The 20042-nt window shown below is 63.5% G+C and carries 17 protein-coding genes; 11 read left to right on the top strand and 6 right to left on the bottom strand.

From position 1 onward, the window contains the following. Positions 1-311: 311 nt before the first annotated feature. Positions 312-1658 carry a glycosyltransferase gene (locus tag AC1RQP_RS08535; RefSeq protein WP_492937122.1) on the bottom strand — a complete coding sequence of 449 codons (1347 nt, stop codon included), beginning with the start codon at positions 1656-1658 and terminating at the stop codon, positions 312-314. A 407-nt stretch (positions 1659-2065) separates the two neighbouring features. Between AC1RQP_RS08535 and AC1RQP_RS08530 the strand changes: the two genes are divergently transcribed. From AC1RQP_RS08530 to AC1RQP_RS08520, 3 genes are all read left to right on the top strand, one after another. Further along, the gene (locus AC1RQP_RS08530) at positions 2066-2200 is read left to right on the top strand and encodes a winged helix-turn-helix domain-containing protein (RefSeq protein WP_492936604.1); all 135 of its coding nucleotides are present in this window, start codon (positions 2066-2068) and stop codon (positions 2198-2200) included. Between the two features lie 180 nt (positions 2201-2380). Further along, a complete protein-coding gene (locus AC1RQP_RS08525) occupies positions 2381-3097 on the top strand; it encodes an SDR family NAD(P)-dependent oxidoreductase (protein WP_239626886.1) in 717 nt (238 codons plus the stop codon). A 42-nt stretch (positions 3098-3139) separates the two neighbouring features. Further along, on the top strand, positions 3140-4231 hold the full coding sequence (locus AC1RQP_RS08520) for an NAD(P)H-dependent flavin oxidoreductase (RefSeq protein WP_492936603.1): 1092 nt from the start codon (positions 3140-3142) through the stop codon (positions 4229-4231). On the opposite strand, the gene AC1RQP_RS08515 is transcribed toward AC1RQP_RS08520, so the two are convergent. Further along, positions 4201-4494, bottom strand: a complete 294-nt coding sequence (locus AC1RQP_RS08515; protein WP_492937121.1) for an aldo/keto reductase — start codon at positions 4492-4494, stop codon at positions 4201-4203. The two genes, AC1RQP_RS08520 and AC1RQP_RS08515, sit on opposite strands and share 31 nt — an antisense overlap. A gap of 650 nt (positions 4495-5144) precedes the next feature. Here AC1RQP_RS08515 and AC1RQP_RS08510 point away from each other — a divergent pair. The 4 genes from AC1RQP_RS08510 (at position 5145) to AC1RQP_RS08495 (ending at position 10228) form a co-directional block, all read left to right on the top strand. Continuing rightward, a complete protein-coding gene (locus tag AC1RQP_RS08510; RefSeq protein WP_492937119.1) occupies positions 5145-5909 on the top strand; it encodes a response regulator in 765 nt (254 codons plus the stop codon). Between the two features lie 169 nt (positions 5910-6078). Further along, complete coding sequence (locus tag AC1RQP_RS08505; protein WP_492936602.1) at positions 6079-6780, top strand: DUF1127 domain-containing protein; 702 nt, start codon at positions 6079-6081, stop codon at positions 6778-6780. Then, complete coding sequence (locus tag AC1RQP_RS08500; protein WP_492936601.1) at positions 6777-7721, top strand: cytochrome-c peroxidase; 945 nt, start codon at positions 6777-6779, stop codon at positions 7719-7721. The genes AC1RQP_RS08505 and AC1RQP_RS08500 overlap by 4 nt, the downstream gene beginning before the upstream one ends. After that, positions 7718-10228 carry a two-component system VirA-like sensor kinase gene (locus AC1RQP_RS08495; RefSeq protein ID WP_492936600.1) on the top strand — a complete coding sequence of 837 codons (2511 nt, stop codon included), beginning with the start codon at positions 7718-7720 and terminating at the stop codon, positions 10226-10228. The genes AC1RQP_RS08500 and AC1RQP_RS08495 overlap by 4 nt, the downstream gene beginning before the upstream one ends. Positions 10229-10333: 105 nt before the next feature. Here AC1RQP_RS08495 and AC1RQP_RS08490 read toward each other — a convergent pair whose 3' ends face one another. From AC1RQP_RS08490 to AC1RQP_RS08475, 4 genes are all read right to left on the bottom strand, one after another. Further along, the gene (locus AC1RQP_RS08490; protein WP_492936599.1) at positions 10334-11149 is read right to left on the bottom strand and encodes an IclR family transcriptional regulator; all 816 of its coding nucleotides are present in this window, start codon (positions 11147-11149) and stop codon (positions 10334-10336) included. Positions 11150-11262: 113 nt separating this feature from the next. Continuing rightward, positions 11263-12357, bottom strand: a complete 1095-nt coding sequence (locus tag AC1RQP_RS08485) for an extracellular solute-binding protein (RefSeq protein WP_492936598.1) — start codon at positions 12355-12357, stop codon at positions 11263-11265. A 26-nt stretch (positions 12358-12383) separates the two neighbouring features. Then, positions 12384-14180: an ABC transporter permease subunit gene (locus tag AC1RQP_RS08480; protein ID WP_492936597.1), complete on the bottom strand. Its 1797-nt coding sequence runs from the start codon at positions 14178-14180 to the stop codon at positions 12384-12386. Then, a complete protein-coding gene (locus AC1RQP_RS08475) occupies positions 14177-15331 on the bottom strand; it encodes an ABC transporter ATP-binding protein (protein WP_492936596.1) in 1155 nt (384 codons plus the stop codon). Before AC1RQP_RS08475 ends, AC1RQP_RS08480 begins: the two co-directional genes overlap by 4 nt. Positions 15332-15573: 242 nt before the next feature. Between AC1RQP_RS08475 and AC1RQP_RS08470 the strand changes: the two genes are divergently transcribed. The 4 genes from AC1RQP_RS08470 to AC1RQP_RS08455 are packed head-to-tail and all read left to right on the top strand — an operon-like array spanning position 15574 to position 20037. After that, positions 15574-16386, top strand: a complete 813-nt coding sequence (locus tag AC1RQP_RS08470) for a CoA transferase subunit A (protein ID WP_492936595.1) — start codon at positions 15574-15576, stop codon at positions 16384-16386. Continuing rightward, the gene (locus AC1RQP_RS08465; protein WP_492936594.1) at positions 16386-17144 is read left to right on the top strand and encodes a CoA-transferase; all 759 of its coding nucleotides are present in this window, start codon (positions 16386-16388) and stop codon (positions 17142-17144) included. Before AC1RQP_RS08470 ends, AC1RQP_RS08465 begins: the two co-directional genes overlap by 1 nt. Continuing rightward, positions 17141-19453 carry a molybdopterin-dependent oxidoreductase gene (locus AC1RQP_RS08460; RefSeq protein WP_492936593.1) on the top strand — a complete coding sequence of 771 codons (2313 nt, stop codon included), beginning with the start codon at positions 17141-17143 and terminating at the stop codon, positions 19451-19453. Before AC1RQP_RS08465 ends, AC1RQP_RS08460 begins: the two co-directional genes overlap by 4 nt. 14 nt (positions 19454-19467) lie before the next feature. Continuing rightward, positions 19468-20037 (top strand): peroxidase-related enzyme, encoded by a 570-nt coding sequence (locus tag AC1RQP_RS08455; protein ID WP_239626867.1) that lies wholly within the window; start codon positions 19468-19470, stop codon positions 20035-20037. Positions 20038-20042 lie beyond the last annotated feature (5 nt).

Genomic DNA, 20042 nt, shown 5'->3' with positions numbered 1-20042 from the left:
TTGAACCCCAAGCCGTCCAGGGCGGACACGGCGCTCGAGCGCCTCGATGGGCAATGCGCCAACTGCGTCAAGAATTTACGCTATCGAACTCGATGCCTCACGCTTGACTGCGTGGAGGTGACAGCGCCCGTTCGTGTGGCACTCGTGTCCATTCCGAGCCGAAGGATTTCCCTTGGCCGCAGAACGAGACAAGGCGCCCGCCGGAAGCGGGCGCCTTGAGGGAATGGTTCACCAGGGGCCATTCGATCGGGTTTCTCTCCTATGCGATAGCCCGGACAAGAGAGGGGATCGTTTCCCAACCCAGGGCTATGTCACCTTGCTGCTCGGCGGGAGCGGGCGGGCTTCATGGTGGCGGCGCGCGGCTGCGCGCGTCGTTGGCTTTCCAGACGGCGGATGGTCCGGACAACCTCCGAGCGCGTGTCGATGCTGGCGAATTCGTCGGCCATTTGGGTGGCGCGCATGCGGTAGGAAGGACGATCGAGCACTGTTCGCGTTGCCTCTCGCAGTGCTTCAGATGTCGGTGCGTTGGTCGCCAGGTTGATCCCGACGCCCGACCACGCCACGCGTGCGTTGACGTCGGCCTTGTCCTCGATCAGGCCCGCCGTAACCAGAGGGATTCCGAAGCTCAGTGCCTGGTTGACGGTGCCATAGCCTCCGTTGGTGACGAGTGCATCCACGCGGGGGAGCAGCCATTCGAACGGCAGATAGCTGGCAAGCCGCGCATTGGAGGGTATGGGTCCGGGAATCGTTTCAATCGGTCGGCCGCCGGCGGTGGCGACAACCAGCAAGTCGGGCTCGTTGGCGAGAGCCGCGAGTGTTGGCGCGAGCAGGAGCCCGAAATTGTGGTTGGTCACGGTGCCCTGCGTGACCAGGACGACCTTGCGTGAACCGTCCAGCTCGTCCGCCCAAGGCGGCAACGGGGCCTGATTTCGGATGATGGGCGGCGTTCCGACGAAATGCACCGTGGGTGGAAGCTCGCGCGGGAATTCGAAGCCCGGCACTGACAGCTGCAAGTAGGCATCGGCCAGGCTGACGACGGAATGGAAGAGCGGCACCGACACCGGTCCCACGCCGTAGGTCTTCAGCACCTCGTTCAGTTTGCGCAGGACGGGCTGGTCGACATTGGCGTCGCGCTCTCCCGCCAGGACGGCGTATTGCTCGCGCTGTTCCTTCGTCGTCGCAGGTGGCAGGCCAACGAAATCCGGTGCGCCGTCATCGCGCTTCCAGTGCAAGAACGATGTGCCGCACAGCACGATCGGCGGCTTCATCTCGCGCGGTCCGAGCAGCATCGGCAGGACGCCGAACAGCAGGTCATCGCCGACGATGACGTCGGCTTGAAAGTGCTTCAGCGCCTCGCGAAGGCCTTGGTCCTGGGCAGGGATGGCATCGACGAAGAGGCGTTCGCAGACGATGCGCAGCCACTGGGATCCCGGTGGGATATCCTTCAGTTCGGGAATCGGCGAGGGCAGATCCCGCCCGTCGAAATCGGCGTCGGCCGGAAGAGGAAGGAATTGCGCGCCGCTGGCTTCGATGCGATCGCGAAATGCGGTCCCGGTCAGGAAGGCGATCTCGTGGTCGTCGTCGAGAAGTATCCGCGTGATCGCGAGCATCGGACTGATGTGGCCCGCCGCAAGCGTCGAAGCGATGAGAATCTTCATTGTTGGCCTCTGATTGTCGAACCTCGACCGTGGCTGGTCGACTAGCAGAGGGAGGGTGCTAAGCCGACTGTTACGGCCAAGCTTCGGCGCGGCCTCCAATTGGTTACGGCGGCAACGCAGCAAGGCCAATTCGGGACGCAGCCCAGCTTGGCTGCACGTCCCAGTGCGCGGCGGCTACCAACTCAACGGCGGGAAGCTGCGATTCGCAGCGGCAGGCTCGCAGCGGTGCCGTTCGGAACGCTCCGAAACGTACGGCACAATGCCAGCCGCCCCAGTCGACAGGCGACAATGTGGCCAAAAGAGACTGCCGATGTTGCAGCCGCAGCGTGACTTTGCCGATCTGCAATGATGCGGACATCGCGGTGATTCTCTGAAACCGCGCAAGGCGCGCAAACCGCTTCGGGCATGTGTTCGATCGGAGCATCGATGTGCGGGTCTGGCGTCTCAGACGCAAGCTCGAGATCGATCCGCGCGCGCCCGAGATCATCAAGACCCAACGCGCGGTCGGCTATCTGTTCACTCCCCCGGTTGAGGCATTCTAACCGGCGAAGCGTGGGCTTTGTTCGGTCGCAGCGTCCCGCAAGCATCACGGAAGCGCGCCGAGAGGTGAGCGATTTACGTCTGTCACGTAAACCTGACGCAGCCGTCCGAAACTGCCAAGACGGATATCGCCGATCTTGTCACGCTGGTCCGGGTGCGATTGTCTCGATGAGAGAGGAACGATGAGCAATTCGGAGAAAGTGGCTGTGGTGACCGGGGCATCCCAGGGCATCGGCGCCGGAATAGTCGAGAAACTCCTCGACAACGGCTACCGCGTCGTCGCCTGCTCGCGAAACATCACCAGCAGCGGCCGGCCAGATCTTGTCGAGGTGGCCGGCGACGTCGCACGGCCCGAGACCGCCAGGCTCGTGATCCAGGCGGCAAGAGAGCGCTTCGGCCGCCTCGATACCCTTGTCAACAATGCCGGTGCCTTCCTGTCGAAGCCCTTCACCGAGTACACGGAAAGCGAGTTTGCGAACCTCGTCCAGGTCAATATGGGAGGTTTCTTTCACATCTCGCAGCTGGCCATTGCCCAGATGCTTCGTCAGGCGAGCGGCCACATCATCAACATTACGTCCAGTCTCCTGGCCGAGCAGCCGGTGAAAGGATTGCCCGCGGCTTTGACGGCAATCACCAAGGGTGGCGTCAACGCGGCGACACGGTCGCTTGCGATCGAATACGCGGATAAGGGCATCCGCGTGAATGCGGTAGCTCCCGGCGCGGTTCGCACGCCGATGCATGCCCCCGAGAGCCATGGGTTTCTAGCGACGATGCACCCGATCGGGCGCATTGGAGAAATTGAAGATATCGTCGACGCGGTCCTCTATCTCGACAATGCATCCTTCGTGACCGGGGAGATATTGCACGTCGATGGCGGCGCCAACGCCGGTCGTTGGTGACCGCCGGAGGGATCTCCGGGTGTCAGGATACGGGAGAGAGCGTTGAGCGTTTATCCTCGACCCATACTCGACTTGTTCGGAATTGATCTGCCGATCATCCAGGCTCCGATGCTCGGCATGGTGACAACCGACATGGTCATTGGAGTTGCCGAAGCAGGCGGGCTCGGCTCGCTTCCTGCGTCCGGACTCAATGCGGAACAGACCCGTAGCATCGTCCGCGAAATACGGCGGCGCACGCCGAGGCCGCTCAACCTGAACTTTCTTTGCCATGAGGCGCCCACACGGGACCGGCGGCGTGAGGAGGCCTGGTTGCAGCGTCTGACGCGGTACTATCGCGAGCTCGGGCTGACCTCCGAGCAGTTCGCCTCCGGCTCTCCCGTTCCGGTCTTCGAGAGCGCACATTGCGATCTGCTGGAGGAGATCTCGCCGGAGGTTGTCAGCTTTCACTTCGGTCTTCCGCCGAAGTACCTGCTCGAGCGAGTGCGCAGGACGGGTGCGAAGATCGTGTCGTCGGCGACCATCGTCGAAGAGGCGTTGTGGCTCGAGGATTCCGGTTGTGATGCGATCATTGCCCAGGGATTTGAAGCCGGTGGGCATCGAGGCACGTTTCTGCACCGGGATCCCACCCGGCAGGTCGGTCTCGTGGCCCTCGTTCCGCAAATCGTCGATGCAGTACGGGTGCCCGTCATAGCAGCCGGGGGCATCGCCGATCCCAGGGGAGTTGCTGCAGCATTCGCCCTCGGAGCTTCGGGCGTCCAGGTCGGTACCGCCTTTCTGTTTTGCGAGGAAGCGAACGTCTCCCCTCTGTATCAAGAGGCGGCGCGCTCGACGCCGCCCGAGCAAACGGTGATCACCAACATCTTCACCGGACGGCCTGCGCGCGTATGCGACACGCGGGTCGTTCGAGAGCTTGGCCCGATCGGGATCGACATGCCCGAGTTCCCCATTCCGGCGGCTCCACTGGCGCCGTTGCGTGCTGCATCCGAAGGTCAAGGGCGCACGGATTTCACCCCGCTGTGGTGCGGTCAGTCAGCGCGCCTGGGCCGCGCGCTCTCAGCTGCCGCGTTGACGAGATGGCTGTCGGATGCCCGCGAGCACGGATCTCAACCATCGGTGACGAGAGCCGGCGATTGAGCTTCCGTGTGGGCGCCGACGACCAGCGATACGGCGACATCCGGTGCCGACGAGAACTGCAGCGCGGCCGTGCGAAGATCAACGCCAAACTGGTTGGCGATGGCACGCAGCTTGTCCCGCTTGACGATGTGCTCCGTCGGGATCTTCCAGCTGTTCTGGCCGTAATTGTATCGCGAACGACCAGAGATGAAGCCGGCATTGAGGGATGATCCCACGACGAAGCTCACGTTCTTTTGCCGTGCGACTGGGAAGAGATTGTTCAGCGCATTGGCGTGATCGATCAGGGAGTACTGCGAGGCGAGCAGGCACGTCAGGGTCCGCCTCCTGCATGACGCGCAGGATCGGTTCCGGCGTGTTTACCCCGATCCCCCACGCCTTGATGATGCCCTCCTCCCGCATCCGGGACAGCGTGGGGAAGGCCCCCTTCATCGCGATCGCGAACTCCTCCTGTGTTTTGCGCGATTGGCCATGGTTCTGTCTCCGTGAGGGGGCTGCTGTGCGGCAGTTGCCAGCGACGGCGCCAGGATGGTCCCAGCTGCGGCGGCTCCGGCGATTGTCAGGAAATCACGACGGCTGTTGGTTTTGTCAGGCACGAGACTCCTGCTTCGCGAGTGATATGGTTCGGCTAACAATCGAAAGAAGGTTGCGTTCGTTGAGCTGTGCTCAATGCCGCCTTGATATCGGCGTGATCGGTTGTGATCCCAATGCTCATGCGCGAAGCGCCTTGTTACCATTGTAATCGTCGCGAGCTGGGGCGCTTCGCTGCGAGCGGAGGCCAGATGCGTTCTGATCGCAACTCTCAAAAACGTGTGCTGCAGTTCGGGGGGCCTTCCTATATCTTCGGGGCAGCCGCGACATGGAACACCCAAAGGACTACCAGACCGACCGCGCTTGCCACCCATCCTCGGAATTGATGCGGTCGGATCGTCCATCGCCCCCAAGCGACACCTCGAAGCGCCGGGTGCCACTCTGTCTTGTCGTCGAGGACGACATGACCATGCGGCATCTGGTGACCAACTATCTCGAAGACCATGACATTCGGACTCTCTCTGCTTCGCGACGAGAGGAGGTCCCGGCTCTTCTTCTCCGCAATTCACCGGACCTCGTGGTGCTCGATCTTCGCCTCGGTCAGGAGGACGGTCTGGACCTGCTGCGCGAGATACGCGCGCAATCGGATGTGCCGGTCATCATCACGACGGGGCATCGGCGCGACGAGATCGATCGCGTGATCGGGCTCGAGTTGGGCGCGGACGACTATTTGACGAAGCCCTTCGGTCTGAGGGAACTCGTCGCCCGCATCAAAGCCGTTCTCAGGCGGCGAGAGGCCGCACCGTCCCTGGCCCAGCAGCGTGATGCCGAGAACGGCCGCTGGCGCTTTGGTAGCTGGCAGGTCGATCGGCGCCTGCGTCGGCTGACGAATTCGCACGGCGAACCAGTCGGCCTCACGAAAGGCGAATATGCGCTGCTGATGGCCTTCCTCGATGCGCCGCAAAAGCCGCTGTCCCGTGAGCATCTCTTGCAGGCGACGCGTCTGCACGAGGATGTATACGACCGGAGCATCGACGTGCAGGTGCTCCGGCTGCGCCGCAAGCTGGAAACAGATCCGAGTGTGCCGTCCATCATCCGGACCGAACGCGGCATTGGCTATGTCTTCACGCTATCGGTGGAGCGGCTTTGACGGTCGGAGCGGTGAGGGGCCGCCCATTCGGCGGCGGGCTGGTAACATGGCGCGCCGCTTCGAATGTGCCGGAATTCGTATTACAGATGTAGTCGTTTTGGCCCGCGTTGGAATGTCCCGGAAACGTGACGGCAGCAGAGTCTCCCATGCAAACGACATGGAGACGATCATGCTGATGGTCAAGAAGACAACATGCGATGGTCCACGAAGCGCGATCCAGGAGCGACCTGACGAACGTGTGCGCCACGAACGATCTCTGCCCGGAATAAGGCCCTCATCCTGGCCCGCGCGAATCGATGAAGGTGCGCTTCAACCGAAGGTGACGAGGCGCTTCACGAATGTCGTCGCACGATCGGCGATGGTCCCGGCCAAGGCGCTTGTCGATTTCACGGTGACCGTTGGCTCCTTGCTGACTGCCGAGTTCCTTGCTGGTTGTGCCGCCTACGCTTGTGCGATGTATCCATACCATGCTCTGCCGGAAGAACGCGAAGCGGAAGTCGAGATCGAGCCCGCTTCCGATCAGGCGAAGAGCGATCGGGCGCACAGGGGTCGGGGAAACCTGCGCTTGATCGCGCGTCAGGTCAGCCTGCCGGTCGAGGACGTGGAATCGCATCGGCCGCTGCCGCTGCCGGATGCGCAGCCGTTCATGTCCGATGTTCCGCTCGTCAGTCGCCCCGCGCAATCGTCCCCAGCCTGGTATGCATCGATCGGCGCGGCGGCGCTGGCGCTGGGCAGATCGATCGGCGAACGCAGGGCCGTGCGGCGCGCCGTGGCCGAACTGCGCCAGCTCGATGATCGGCTCCTGCGAGACATGGGGCTTTGTCGTCTCGATATTGAAAACGCAGTCAAAGGTGAAATCGATCTGAGATGAAATCGATTGTGGCAGCCGTCTGCGCAACAGTGTTACTTGCAGGAACGTTTGCCGGCCTCGGGCCGTCGACGGTATCGTCTTCGACGGCCCCGACCGAAGCCGATGGCGAGCCGATCACGCCGATCCCGCCGCCGCCGCCGGCTGATCCCCGAAAACTCGCTCTGGGCGAGCGCCTGTTTGGCGATACGCGGCTGTCCGCCGACGGGAGGTTTGCCTGCTCATCCTGCCACGACCTCCGCACCAATGGAGCGGATGGAGGCAGGAGCCGGAATCCGGCATCAGGAGGGCAGCTCGACACGCTCACCGTGTTCAATGCAGCTCTGAGCTTTCGTCTGACGTGGGAAGGCCGTTTTCGCAGTTTTTCCGATCAGACGGAAGATTCGATCAGCAGCCCGACCAGCATGCGCAGCACCGTTGCCGACGCCGTGCTGAAGTTGAAGGCCGATGCGGCCCTGAACAAGCAGTTTCGTGCTGCCTACGGCCGCGACGTCGATCGCGACAGCCTGCTCGATGCCATCTCGACATTCGAGCGATCCCTGCTCACGCCGGACAGCCGCTTCGATCGGTGGCTCGCAGGCGATGCATCCGCGCTCTCTCCGGCCGAACTCGAAGGCTACAAGACCTTCAAGGCTTTCGGCTGCAGCGCGTGCCATCAAGGCGTCAATATCGGCGGCAATCTGATCGCTCGTCAGGGCATTTTCCGTCCCCTGGTTGCACGCGGGCCGTTCCGGGTTCGTGTGCCGAGCCTGCGCAATGTCGCCGTCACCGCACCCTATTTCCACGACGGAAGCGGCGCCACCCTCGAAGACGCGGTGCGCCGGATGGCGGCTGCGCAGCTCGATCGGACGTTGAACGATGATCAGGTTGCCTCGCTGGTAGCCTTCCTCGGAACCTTGACGGGCAATTACCGTGGCAAACCCGTGACCGGAGCGGCGCCATGAGGGCCGTGCGATGGGCGGCGGTCGTGATCGGGCTGTCGGTTCTGCTGACCTGGTTCTCATGGCGCGCGGTGAATCCGGAGGCGGAGCTTTATGATCGTGCGCTGATCGAGATCGATCGTTTCGGCTTGATCGAGGATGCGCTGTACCGTGACCTCTTCACCGCCCGCGCGGGCCTGTTACTCAACTATGATCCATTGGTCAGCGAAATCGATGGGCTGCACGAGGCCATCGCCCGCTTGCGCGCAACCGTCGAGGTCGACGGCCGGACCGCCGACATGGTCAATCGGCTCGCCGCCTCGGTGGACCGCCAGGAGGAACTGGTCGAGTATTTCAAGAGCCAGAACGCGGTCATGCACAACTCGCTGTCCTTCTTCGCGCGTTTCGCAACGAATTCGGACCGCCGCGATCTGGACCTCGCCATCAGGTCGGCGGGGACGGCCATCCTCCACCTGACGCTGGACACGTCGTCGACTGCGGTCAAGGAAGCCGAAGAGCGCCTGGACGAACTGGACGGGCAGGCGGCCGGATCCGGGCAGGTGGTCCTGATCGAGCCCTTCCTCGCTCATGGCCGTTTGCTGCATCGGCTGCTGCCTTCGGTCGACAACATCCTGAAGAAGATGTTGACGCTGCGACACAAGCAGGATCAGGCGGCCTTGCGCGCGACTATCCTGGACCTGCAGGTCACGTCGCGAAATTCGGCCCGCTTCTATCGCGCAATGCTCTACGGCTCCTCGATCGCGCTGATCGCATTCCTGATCTATCTCGGTCTCCGGTTGAGATCACGCGCCAACGCGCTGCATCGCCGCGCGGCGCTGGAACACATTATTGCGGACATATCGATGAATTTCATCAATGCGACTCCGCAAGGCATCGAAGCGGAAATCCAGCGAGCCATCGCTTCGTTCGGAACTTTTGCAGGATCTGACCGCGTCTATGTCGTCGTGTCCGGCGCGACGACACGGTCGTATGTCTGGCATCAGCCGGGCAGGGAGTTCCCGCCCGGCTGGCCTGAAGCCGCGGTCGATCTGGCCTGCCGGATGGTCGACGGCGAAGGAGTCGTCCACGTGCCCGACGTGCGCCGCATGCCCGTGGGCGACAACAAGCTCTTCCTGGAGGGCATGGGTCTCGGGGGATGGGCATGTGCGATCAATAGCGATCGTCAAGGCCGCATGGTCGCGTTCGGCTTCGATGCCGTCGGTTGCAAGTGTCGCGTTTCTCACGCCGGCGAACTCGTTCTCCTGCGTATGGCCTTGGACACTTTCATCCATGCAGTCGAGCGGCGAAGTGTCGACGAGGAGCGAAATCGCCTGCAGAAGCGCTTGCAGCAGGCGCGCCGCATGGAGAGGATCGGCACTTTCACCAGCGGCATCGCTCACAACTTCAATAACATCCTGGGAGGGATCCTCGGCTATGCCGAAGTGATGGAAGAGCACGCTCGCTCCAGCCCCGCGCTGGTGCGCTATCTCGCCGGGATACGGCGAAGCGCAGACCGGGCCCGCGATCTCGTCAGTCAAATCCTCATGTTCGGCCGTCGCTCCGACATTCGTCGCGACTCCGTCAGCATCGGTGCGCTCGTCGCCGAAACGGTCTCGCTGTTGCGCGTTGCGCTGCCGCCCCGGATTGAAATGGTGGTCAGACAGCATCCGGCCGGATTGATCGTCATTGGCGAGAGCGTGCAGCTGCAACAGGTCATCATGAACCTGTGCAACAACGCGGCGAACGCGATACCGGAGTCAGGACGAATTGAGATCGAGATCGAGCTGCATGAGGTGCTCGATCCGATCTGCCTCAGCCACGACAAGATCGAGCCTGGCCAGTACGTGCGAATTTCGGTTTCGGACACGGGGGCGGGCATGGACGGACCGACATTGGACCGGATATTCGAGCCGTTCTTCACGACGAGGTCCAGCGGAAACGGATTGGGACTCGCAACGGTGAAGGAGATCGTTCTCGACCACGGGGGAGGGATCAATGTGCGCAGTTGTCCGGGCGAGGGCAGCCATTTCGACGTCTGGTTGCCGCGGGCCACGGCGGCGGCCTTGCCGGAGCAGCGCCCGCCTGAGCATATGACAGGACAGGGCAAGGTCGTGATGCTCGTAGCCGGCGACATTCACCGCCTTCGTGGTGACGAGGAAATGATTGCTGCGCTCGGCTTCGAAGCCGTGGGCTTCGCCACGGCTGAGGCTGCACGTTCCGCGTCCAAAGCAGCTCCCGACCGGTTCGATTTCGTGGTCGTCGGTCCGGTCGGCTCGCTCGGGCAATCCCTTGAACTGGCGACCGTGCTGCATCACGAGCTTCCGTCGGTTCCGATCGTCCTTGCGACGAGGACGGCATTCGAGATCGGTGCCGATGCGTTGTTGGGGGCTGGTATTTCTGACGTCGTGCGATGGCCCATTGTTGCCGAGGAGATTGCGATTGTCCTGTCGCAGATCTCCCGCGTCGGCAGGCGCGAGGTCTCGAGGCGACTGATATCGGAGGCGTCAGCGACACTTCCGGCGCTATCGTGATGCGGAGAAATTGGCGAGACGGAAGGACCGGCGGACTTTCCCATCACCTGACGCTTTTTCAGCGCGCAAGGGTCCGAGCCAGGATGCCCTCCAAAGGAAACAGGATCAACGGGCGCGTCGTAATTGATGTGACGGTGTAGAATCGCCTCTCACGACAGCGTACGCCGCCGGCCTGCTGGAATAGCCGAGGGCGGCGCCGATGGTCCGGGCCGCCTCCATGACGTGAACCGAATACTCCTTGATCTGCTTGCGCCTCACGCGGGTGTCGGGGCCGGACATGCCGATCGCTCCCACCAGTTCGCCGGAGCGGCCGAGGATCGCGCAAGCGCAGGCCGCGATGCCCTCGCGCCACTCGCCATGCAGCACGGAGGAGTAGCCCTGCGCGCGTGCCAGCTCGATGTCCTCCCGCAGCTCCTCGATCGTCGTTCGCGTCGTTTCCGTGTAGCGCCTCAGATGCGGCCGGAATCGTTCCAGGTAGTCATCAGGCATATGTGCGAGCATCGCCTTCCCCGTCGCCATGGTGAAAGCGGGTGCGCGCATGCCCACGCTCGTATGGGCGCGGATATGGTGAGCGCTTTCGATCTTGTCGACGTAGACGACGTCGGTGTCTTCGAGCACGGACAGGTGAATGGTCTCGCCGGTGATCTCGGCAAGCTTCATCATTGCCGGTCGCGCGACGTTGATGAGATCCATCCGGTGGATGACATGGCTGCCGAGCGCCCAGATCTTGGTCGTGAGCTCGTAGGTGCTGTGCGGGGGGATCTGGCGCACATAGCCTTGGGACTGCAAAGTCATCAGCAGCCGATGCACGTTGCTCTTGGTGAGCTTCAGCTCGCTCGCGAGGTCCGTGACCCCGCGGGGCCGCTCGCTCAGAGCAAGTGCTTCCAGGAGACGCAGTCCCTTGGTAAAAGCCTTATCCATCCACCAGCCAAAATAGAATGATCTTTCACTCGATCTAGCATGGCCGCGCGAACGGCAATAGCCCGGGTGTGGGATCGGCCCCGATCCTTTCGGATCGGGGCCGATCAGCCTGCCTACTGGGCCAGCAAGGCGTTGAGCTTCTCCTGCCCGTACTCTTCATTGGTGGAATTTCCGGCCGGCGAAGCCGCGCCCCAATAATCCGGACTCCATTCGATTGCTTTCGAGATGTTGTCCGGGTTGTTGGCCCAGTAACGGGCGAGCTTCTTGTCGGTCGCCGCCTCGAACACGACCCGGGAGGGGAGGGCTACCGGGAAGGTCGAGGTGAGCTGCGCCGCGCGCTTGGGCTCGAGCCGCCAGGACAGCAGTTTCAGTGCGTTGTCGTAGTTCGGCGCTCCCTTGGGGATCGAGAAGAAGTCGTAGTAGACGAAGCCCTGGTTGAAGGTCAGGTCGATCGGCGCGCCCTCCAGGGCGAGCTTGCTCATCGAGCCGGTATAGGCCATGCACATGTCGGCCTCGCCGTCGAGCAGGAGTTGCGGCGGCTGTGCCGACGTCGTCCACCATTTGGCGATGTGCGGCTTGATCTCCTTGACCTTCTTCAGCGCCCGCTCCATGTCGATCGGGTAGAGCTTGCTCTTCTCGACGCCGTCGGCCATCAGCGCCGCTTCGAACACGAAGCGCGGCCAGGCGGGCATGCAGCGCCGGCCGGGGAATTTCTTCACGTCCCAGAAGTCGGCCCAACTCGTCGGTACGTTTTCTCCCTTGTACTTGTCCTTGTTGTAGACGAGGCCGACGCCGATCACCTGCAAGGCTACGCCCTTCTTGCGCTTCAGATTGTCCGGCATCGCCGCCAGCGTTTGCTTCGCCCCGTCCGACAGCTTGGAATAGTCGATATCGGCCAGGCAGCAGTCGCCGAGCAGCTTCGTCTCCTGGTCGAAGATAAACGTCAGGTCCCATTGCGCTTTGCCGGCTTCGGCCTGAGCCTTGATGCGCGGGCCGCTACGGGCTTCCTGGACGGTGACCACCTTGATGCCGGTCTCCTTCTCGAACGGGTCGTACATGACCTTGCGCAATGCATCGCCATACCCGCCGCCCGGATCCTGCATGATCACGACGTTGCTCTGCGCTTGAGCCAGACCCGTCCCCATCGCGATGCACAGGGCCGAGGCCAATACGGAAGCCGATAGCCGCCAGTGTTTCATTCCCAGCATTTTCTCTTTCCTCCTGTTGAAATCGGTCATTGTGACGTCGCTTTCCGCGACGTCGCGAGAACGGGGCGTGCAAGGGCGAGCCCGGCGACCACCAGGAGCACCTCCAGCGTCGAGACCACAGCCAGCACCGGGTTGAGCCGATAGTTGACGTCGCCCCACAGCATGAGCGGAAGCGTCTTCAGCTCCGCGCTCGACAGGAATAGCGTCAGCACCAGTTCGTCGAACGAATGCAGGAACGCGAAGAACGTCGCTGCGGCGAGGCCCGGCATGATGGCCGGCAGCGTCACCAGGCGGAACACAGTCAGGGAAGACGCGCCATGGACGGCAGCCGCCTGTTCGAGCCTGGTATCGACGCCTTGAAGCGATGCGGACAGGATCACCACGACGAGGGGAAGGCCGCCGATCGCATGCGCCGCGGCAAGGCCGAAGACGGAGCCGACGAGATCGAAACGCAGGAACAGGCTGTAGAGCGACAGGCCGAGCACGACCGGAGGGACGATGATCGGACTGACGAGAAGCAGCATGATGGCGGATTTGCCGCGAATGCTGCTCCTGACGATGCCGAGGGCAGCCGACGCGCCCAGCACGATCGCGATTCCGGCGGACATCGCCGCGACGACCAGGGATGTCCAGAACGCCCGCATCCAGTTCGAATCGGAAAAGAACTGCTCATACCAGCGCAGCGAGAAGCCCGGTGGCGGGAAGGTCAGATAGCTTGCGCTGCTGAAGGAAATGATCATCACCACGATGATCGGCAGGATGAGAATGGCAATGACCAGGCCGCCCATGATGCGAACGGTCCAGGTCCCGCAGCTCGCCGGCAGGCGCCCGAACAGCCTCAGAAGCGGCCAGCCGATCACGTCGGCAGCTGAGGCGCCGAGACTGCGGCGGCCGACATCGGCGGCGTGGCGGTCTGTCGTCCTCGGTGTGGCCTCCGTCAGCTTGCGGCCGCCCCAGATGAACTCGAATCCGAGGAACCGTCCGGCCACCGCGACCACCGCCAATGTGATCGTCAGCAGCACCACGCCCAAGGCCTGCAGGAACCCCTCCGAGGTGACCGAGTCCGCCTGCTGGGTGATATGCATGGCAAACATCTGGTCCCCGGGTCCGCCGAGCAGGGTTGGCGTAATGAAGAAGCCGATCGCGGCGACGAAGACGAGCAGGAAGCCGGCGCCCATGCCGGGCAAGGTCAGTGGCAGCATCACGCGCCAGAAAGCCGCAATGGGCCCGGCGCCGCTGGCCAGCGCCGCGCGCGTCAGGCTTTGATCAAGCCGCGCCACGCTGGAATAGATCGTCAGCACCATCAACGGCAGAAGCACCGCGGTCATGCCGAGAAGCACCGTGCCGCGATTGAAGAGCAGCTGCACAGGCTCGCTCAATATGCCGATCGAAACCAGCATCTTGTTGACCGGCCCGTTGCGGCCGAGCAGGACCATCCAGGCGTAGGTCCGGATCAGGATGGCGATGAAATAGGGCAGCACGATCGCGGTCGCGATCAGGACCTGGGCAATGCCGCGACTGCGGTGAATGAGCAGCGCGGTCGGATATCCGAACAGCAGGCACAGGCCCGCAACGGTGACCGAGATCTGCATCGTGCGGACGAGCGAATCCCAATAGAGCGGTATCGCGAATACCCGCTCGAAGTAGGACGTCCATGATGGCCCGCTCAGGCTGATACGGATGAGGTCGATCAGCGGCAGCAGGTAGATGAAGGCCAGGAAGGCGAGCGCAGGCACGAGCAGCAGCGCGGGATCCCTCAGCCTCCTGACGAGATCAAGATCCGCGGGACGGTCTGTCTGGAGGCCGATCGATGCCGAGGTCATGCAAGCACCCAGCAGTCCGCGGCGCCCCAGCTCACGTGCAGACGATCCCCGACGGTCGGCAGGGGCCGGTCGGCCATGTCGGTGCACCTGATGAGGAGCGGCTCTCCGCCGTCCATCTGGGCCTCGATCCGCAGGATCTCCCCGAGGAAGATCGCAGACGTGACGCTGACGGGCGCGGAATTCGCAGTCGGTTCGTTCGACACGGCGATGCGTTCCGGACGCACGAGCACCGTTGCGCGCCCAACGTCGATCGTGTCCCGGCTTTCGGCGTTGAACACGTATCCTGCGCGGCTCTTCATCGTCAGTGTCGATCCGCGCTTCTGCAGAATCTCAGCCTCGATCAGATTGCTCTCGCCGACGAACGAGGCGACGAAGCGATCGATCGGATGCCGATAGATGTCCAGCGGGCGGCCGATTTGAACGATCTTGCCGGCGTTGAGTACCGCGATGCGGTCGCTCATCGTCAGGGCTTCGCCCTGGTCATGGGTGACGAACAGGATCGTGCTGCCGATGGTCCGGTGAAGGTCGCGGATCTCGATCTGGATCGACTCGCGCAACCGCCGGTCCAGGGCGCTGAGGGGTTCGTCCATCAGCACGACCTTGGGCCTCCTGACGATCGCGCGGGCGATCGCGACGCGCTGCTGCTGCCCGCCCGACATTTGCGAAGGAGACTTCGTCGCATGCTCCGTCAGCCGCATGATCTCCAGCGTTTCGGCGACGCGCCGCTCCGCAGTTGCCCGGTCGACACCGGCCATGCGAAGTGGAAACGCGACGTTCTGGCTGACCGTCATGTTCGGAAACAGCGCGTAGCTCTGGAACACCATGCCGAAGCCGCGCTTGTGCGTCGGGACGTTGTGAACAGGCTTGCCGTCGACGAGGATTTCGCCGCTGTCGAGGCTCTGGAATCCGGCCACGAGGTTGAGCAGCGTCGTCTTTCCGCTGCCGGAAGGGCCAAGAAGCGTGATGAATTCGCCCGGCTCGATGTCGATGCTGATGCGGTCGACCGCGTGGAAGCTGCCGTACCTTTTCACCGCGTCGCGGACGGCGATGCTCGATCCGATGGCGTCGCGTTCCCGGAGGCGGCCGGTCGGCGAGGTCCCAACGTTCGCGTCGCCGGCGCGCATTGCGCGCAGAGCCGCTGGCTCAGCCATTCTCTCCTCCCAAATTGTTCTATATTGTAGAACACTATTCCAATTATTGTTGGCCTAGCGCGCCGTCTTGTCAAGTCGAGACACCCGATCGCGGCGCGATGGCGCGCTGCTGCGATCCATGCGGAGGCCGGATCCCCTGCAAACAAAGGCTCCATTCGTGAAGCCAGATTGACAGTGTCATCCCGATCCGCCTAACATAAACTTGGAATAGCGTTCTACAATATAGAACATGTCGAGGGAGGATGAAGGTGTTGAGCGAGCCTCGCGCAATGGCGAAGCACATCGAGCCGGGCATGCGCGTGGCGCTGCCGGTCGACTACGCCGGCGTCTCCATGGCCATGACGCGGCCCATCATCGAGCATGGCGCGGGCAATCTCGATCTCGTCTGCGTGCCAACCGGCGGATTGCAGGTCGACCAGCTTGTCGGCGCGGGTCTTGTCCGGACCGTGGAGACCAGCGCCGTCTCGCTGGGTGAAGCCGGTGCCGCGCCCCGGTTCAACGCTGCGGTCAAGGAGGGCGCCGTTCGATTGAAGGACGCAACGTGTCCTGCCATCCATGCCGGCCTGATGGCGGCGCAGAAGGGCAGTCCCTTCATGCCGCTCCGGGGGCTGATCGGAACGGATCTGCTCCGCCATCGCGACGATTGGCGCGTCGTCGACAATCCGCTGGCGGATGGAGGCGATCCGATCGTGCTGATTCCCGCCATCAAGCCCGACGTCACGATCTTCCACGTGCCCATGGCTGATCGCTTCGGCAATGTCTGGATCGGCCGTCGACGCGAGCTTGCCGCCATGGCCTACGCTTCGCGCACCGTTCTGGTCACGGTGGAGCGAATCGTCGATGAAAATCTGCTCGCCGACGAGATGAGCGCTGCCGGCGTGTTGCCGGCACTCTACGTCACGGCAGTCGCGCGCGCTCCGAAGGGGGCGTGGCCCTACGGTCTGTGGGGTGAATATCCGGCCGATAGCACAGAGATCGCGCGTTACGCGAAGGCCGCGCGAACGGCCGACGGCTTCTCTGCCTACATGGCGCAGGCGCAGATGGAGCCCGCGTGATGGCCGAAGTTCTCCCTCGCGAAGTGCTGATTTGCACGATCGCGCGGCTGCTCGACGGGGTCAGGCACGTCGCCGTAGGCGCCTCCTCTCCGATTCCTGCCGCCGGCGCGATGCTGCTGCGCGCGATGAAGGAAGCGGGCGGCGCCGTCGGGCCACGCATCTCCATTCTCGGTTCTGTCGAGCATAATTTCTTCACCAACGGTTCGGCGGAGCTGTTCGATTGTGCCGGTCAGGGCCGGATCGACGCGTTCTTCCTCGGCGGGGGCCAGATCGACGGCTTCGGCAACGTGAACCTCGTCGGGACCGGTGATTATCCGCGCTCCAGCGTGCGCTGGCCCGGCTCGTTCGGGTCGGCCTATCTCTACTTTGTCGTGCCGCGGGTCATCCTCTTCCGCGAGGAGCACACGCCCCGCGTCTTCGTCGAGCACGTGGACTTCATCAGTGCGCCGGGCGTCAGTCCTGAAGGTGTCTTCCGGAGCGGCGGCCCCATTGCCCTCCTGACCGGCAAGGGGCTCTTTCGATTCGACAAAACGCGGCCGGGGTTCGACCTGGAGAGCATCCATCCCGGGCACGATCTTGCGGAGATCAAGCAAGCGACCGGTTTCCGGTTTGGCCATGATGCCGAGCCGAGGCAGACCCCGCTGCCCGATCGATCGACGCTCGACCTGCTCCGCGGCCGTGTCTTCGACGAGCTCGCCGAGACCTATCCCGAATTCGCCGCGCAGATGCGGCGCGATCTTGTGGCGGTCGACGCATGAGCAGGATCAAGCGGGTCCGGCATTGCAGCCATTGGGGTGCGTACACGATCCTCGTCGAGGACGATCGCATCGTCGGCGTCGAGCCGTTCGAGCACGATCCGGCGCCTTCCCCGATCATTCATTCCATTGCCGAATGGGCCAACCCCGAGCGGCGCGTGCTGCGACCGATGGTCCGCTCGGGCTGGCTCGACAAGCGCGAGAAAAGCGATCGCCGGGGCCGCGGCCGCGAGAAATTCGTGCCGGTGAGCTGGGACGAGGTGACGACGCTGGTCGCCGACGAAGTGCGCCGCGTGGCGGGCACGTTCGGCAACGCGTCGATCTTCGCGGGCTCTTATGGTTGGACCAACTCCGGCCGCCTGCATCATGCTTCTTCGCTTCTGAAGCGCATGCTCAATCTGGTTGGCGGCTTCACCAGGCACGTCGACACCTATTCGATCGCGGCAGGTCCCGTGATCCTGCGCCACACGCTGGGCAGCGACGACGCATGTGGCGGCCGCGCCAATACGCTCGACACGATCGCGCAGCACACCGAGACGCTGGTGGTGTTCGGTGCTCTCTCGCCGCGAACCGCGCAAAACGAGGCTGGAGGAATTGGCAGCCATCGCCTTGAGACCTATCTCAGGAAGATCGTCGAGCGCGGCGTCAAGGTCATCCACGTCTCGCCGCTGCAGGACGATCTGCCTGATTGGGTCGATGCCGAATGGTGGCCGATTCGACCGAACACGGATGCTGCGCTGATGCTCGGGCTTGCCGGCGAGATCGTGAAGGCGGGCCGGCACGACAGGGATTTCCTCGCGCGCTGCACCAGCGGCGCGGATCGCCTTCTTCGCTATCTCGAGGGCCAGGCGGATGGCGGATACAAGGATGCGGCGTGGGCCGCCGGCATCTGCGGGCTCGACGAGGGCCGGATTGCCGAGCTCGCGAGGCGCCTTGTCGACACGCGGAGCATGCTGACGGTGAGCTGGAGCCTGCAGCGTGCCCATCACGGCGAACAGCCGTTCTGGGCCGCGCTCGGACTTGCATCGGTTGTCGGCCAGATCGGGTTGCCGGGCGGCGGTGTCGGCTACGGCTACGCCTCGCTGGGGGGCGTGGGGGCACCGCTCAATCTGGGCCGCTCTCCTGCCATTTCACAGCTGACGAGGCCGATCGACAGCTTCATCCCGGTGGCGCGGATCAGCGACATGCTGCTCAATCCCGGCAGGCCGTTCAGCTACGAAGGCGAGATCCGCACCTACCCGGATACGAGGCTGGTCTATTGGGCGGGCGGCAATCCCTACCATCATCACCAGGACCTCAATCGCCTGTCGGAAGCCTGGACGAGGCCCGAAACGATCATCGTGCAGGACCCGATGTTCACGGCGACAGCCCAGCGTGCCGACATCGTGCTGCCGGCAACCACGTCGATCGAGCGCAACGATCTTGCCGGCAACAGGCGCTCCGACTTCATCCTGGCGATGAAGAAGGCGATCGAGCCGCTTGGCGAATCCCGCTCCGACTTCGAGATATTCAACGCGATCGCAGGCGAGCTCGGGGTGGCCGATCGGTTCAACGAGGGCCGGGACGAAATGGGCTGGGTCCGCCATCTCTACGAAGCCTGCCGCAGCGATGCCTCGCAGCGCCTCGGCTTCGCGATGCCGGATTTCGCTGCGTTCTGGGAAGCCGGCTATGCCCGCTGCCCGGTCAAGGCAGGGCATACGTTCCTGTCCGACTTCCGCAACGAGCCGGAGGCGCATCCGCTCGGGACCGAAAGCGGAAAGATCGTGCTCGGCAGCGAGACTCTGGCGAGGCTGGACTATGCCGACTGCCGCCCGCATCCGGCGTGGATCGAGCCGGCTGAATGGCTCGGCAATGCCGCCGAGGCCGGCCAGATGCACCTCATCTCGCACCAGCCGGCCGGCCGTCTTCACAGCCAGCTCGAAACCGGCGCATCGAGCCGGAGCATGAAACGCAATGGCCGTGAACAGGCCCGCCTTCATCCTGACGACGCAGCTGCTCTCGGCATCGCCGACGGCCGGACGATCCGCATCTGGAACGACCGCGGGGAGTGCCTCGCGACGGCAGAGGTCACCGACAAGGTCCGTCAGGGCGTACTGGTGCTTCCGACCGGTGCCTGGTTCACGCCGACCGGCAATAGCGGCCTGGAGATCGCGGGCAATCCGAACGTGCTCACGCTCGATATCGGCACGTCTCAATTCGGCCAGGGCTGCTCGGCCCATACCTGCCTCGTGCGAGTCGAGCCGTACGCCGCCGATCGGCGCGATGCGTTCGAGGCCTATCAGGAAACGCTCGTCGCGCTCGCGGCAGTCTAACAGGAGCTTGGAACATGTCTGCGCCCGCCATCAGCCGCTTTCCCGTCCCCGATATCGCGACACTCCCCGAGGATATCCGCTCGCGGATCGAGGCAGTTCAGGAGAAGTCCGGCTTCGTCCCCAACGTCTTCCTGACACTCGCGCATCGTCCTGACGAGTTCCGGGCGTTCTTCGCCTATCACGACGCTCTGATGGACAAGCCGGGGCCGATCACCAAGGCCGAGCGCGAGATGATCGTTGTCGCGACCAGCAGCGCCAATCAATGCCAGTATTGCGTCGTCGCACATGGCGCCATCCTGCGCGTGCGCGCGAAGAATCCGCTGATCGCGGACCAGGTCGCCGTCAACTACCGCAAGGCCGATATCACCGCCCGCCAGAGGGCGATGCTCGATTTCGCGATGAAGGTCTCGGCGCGCGCCTATGAGGTGGACGACTCCGACATCGTCGATCTCAAGGGACACGGCTTCACCGAGGAGGACGTCTGGGACATTGCCGCCATCGCTGCCTTCTTCGGCATGTCGAACCGCCTCGCCAACGTCACCAGCATGCGTCCGAACGACGAGTTCTTCGCGATGGGACGCTGAACGCC

The organism is Bradyrhizobium sp. GW821-FHT13H06, from assembly GCF_058803975.1.
The sequence above is the reverse complement of the archived record's forward strand: the minus strand, read 5'-3'. Positions and strand labels throughout refer to the sequence as shown.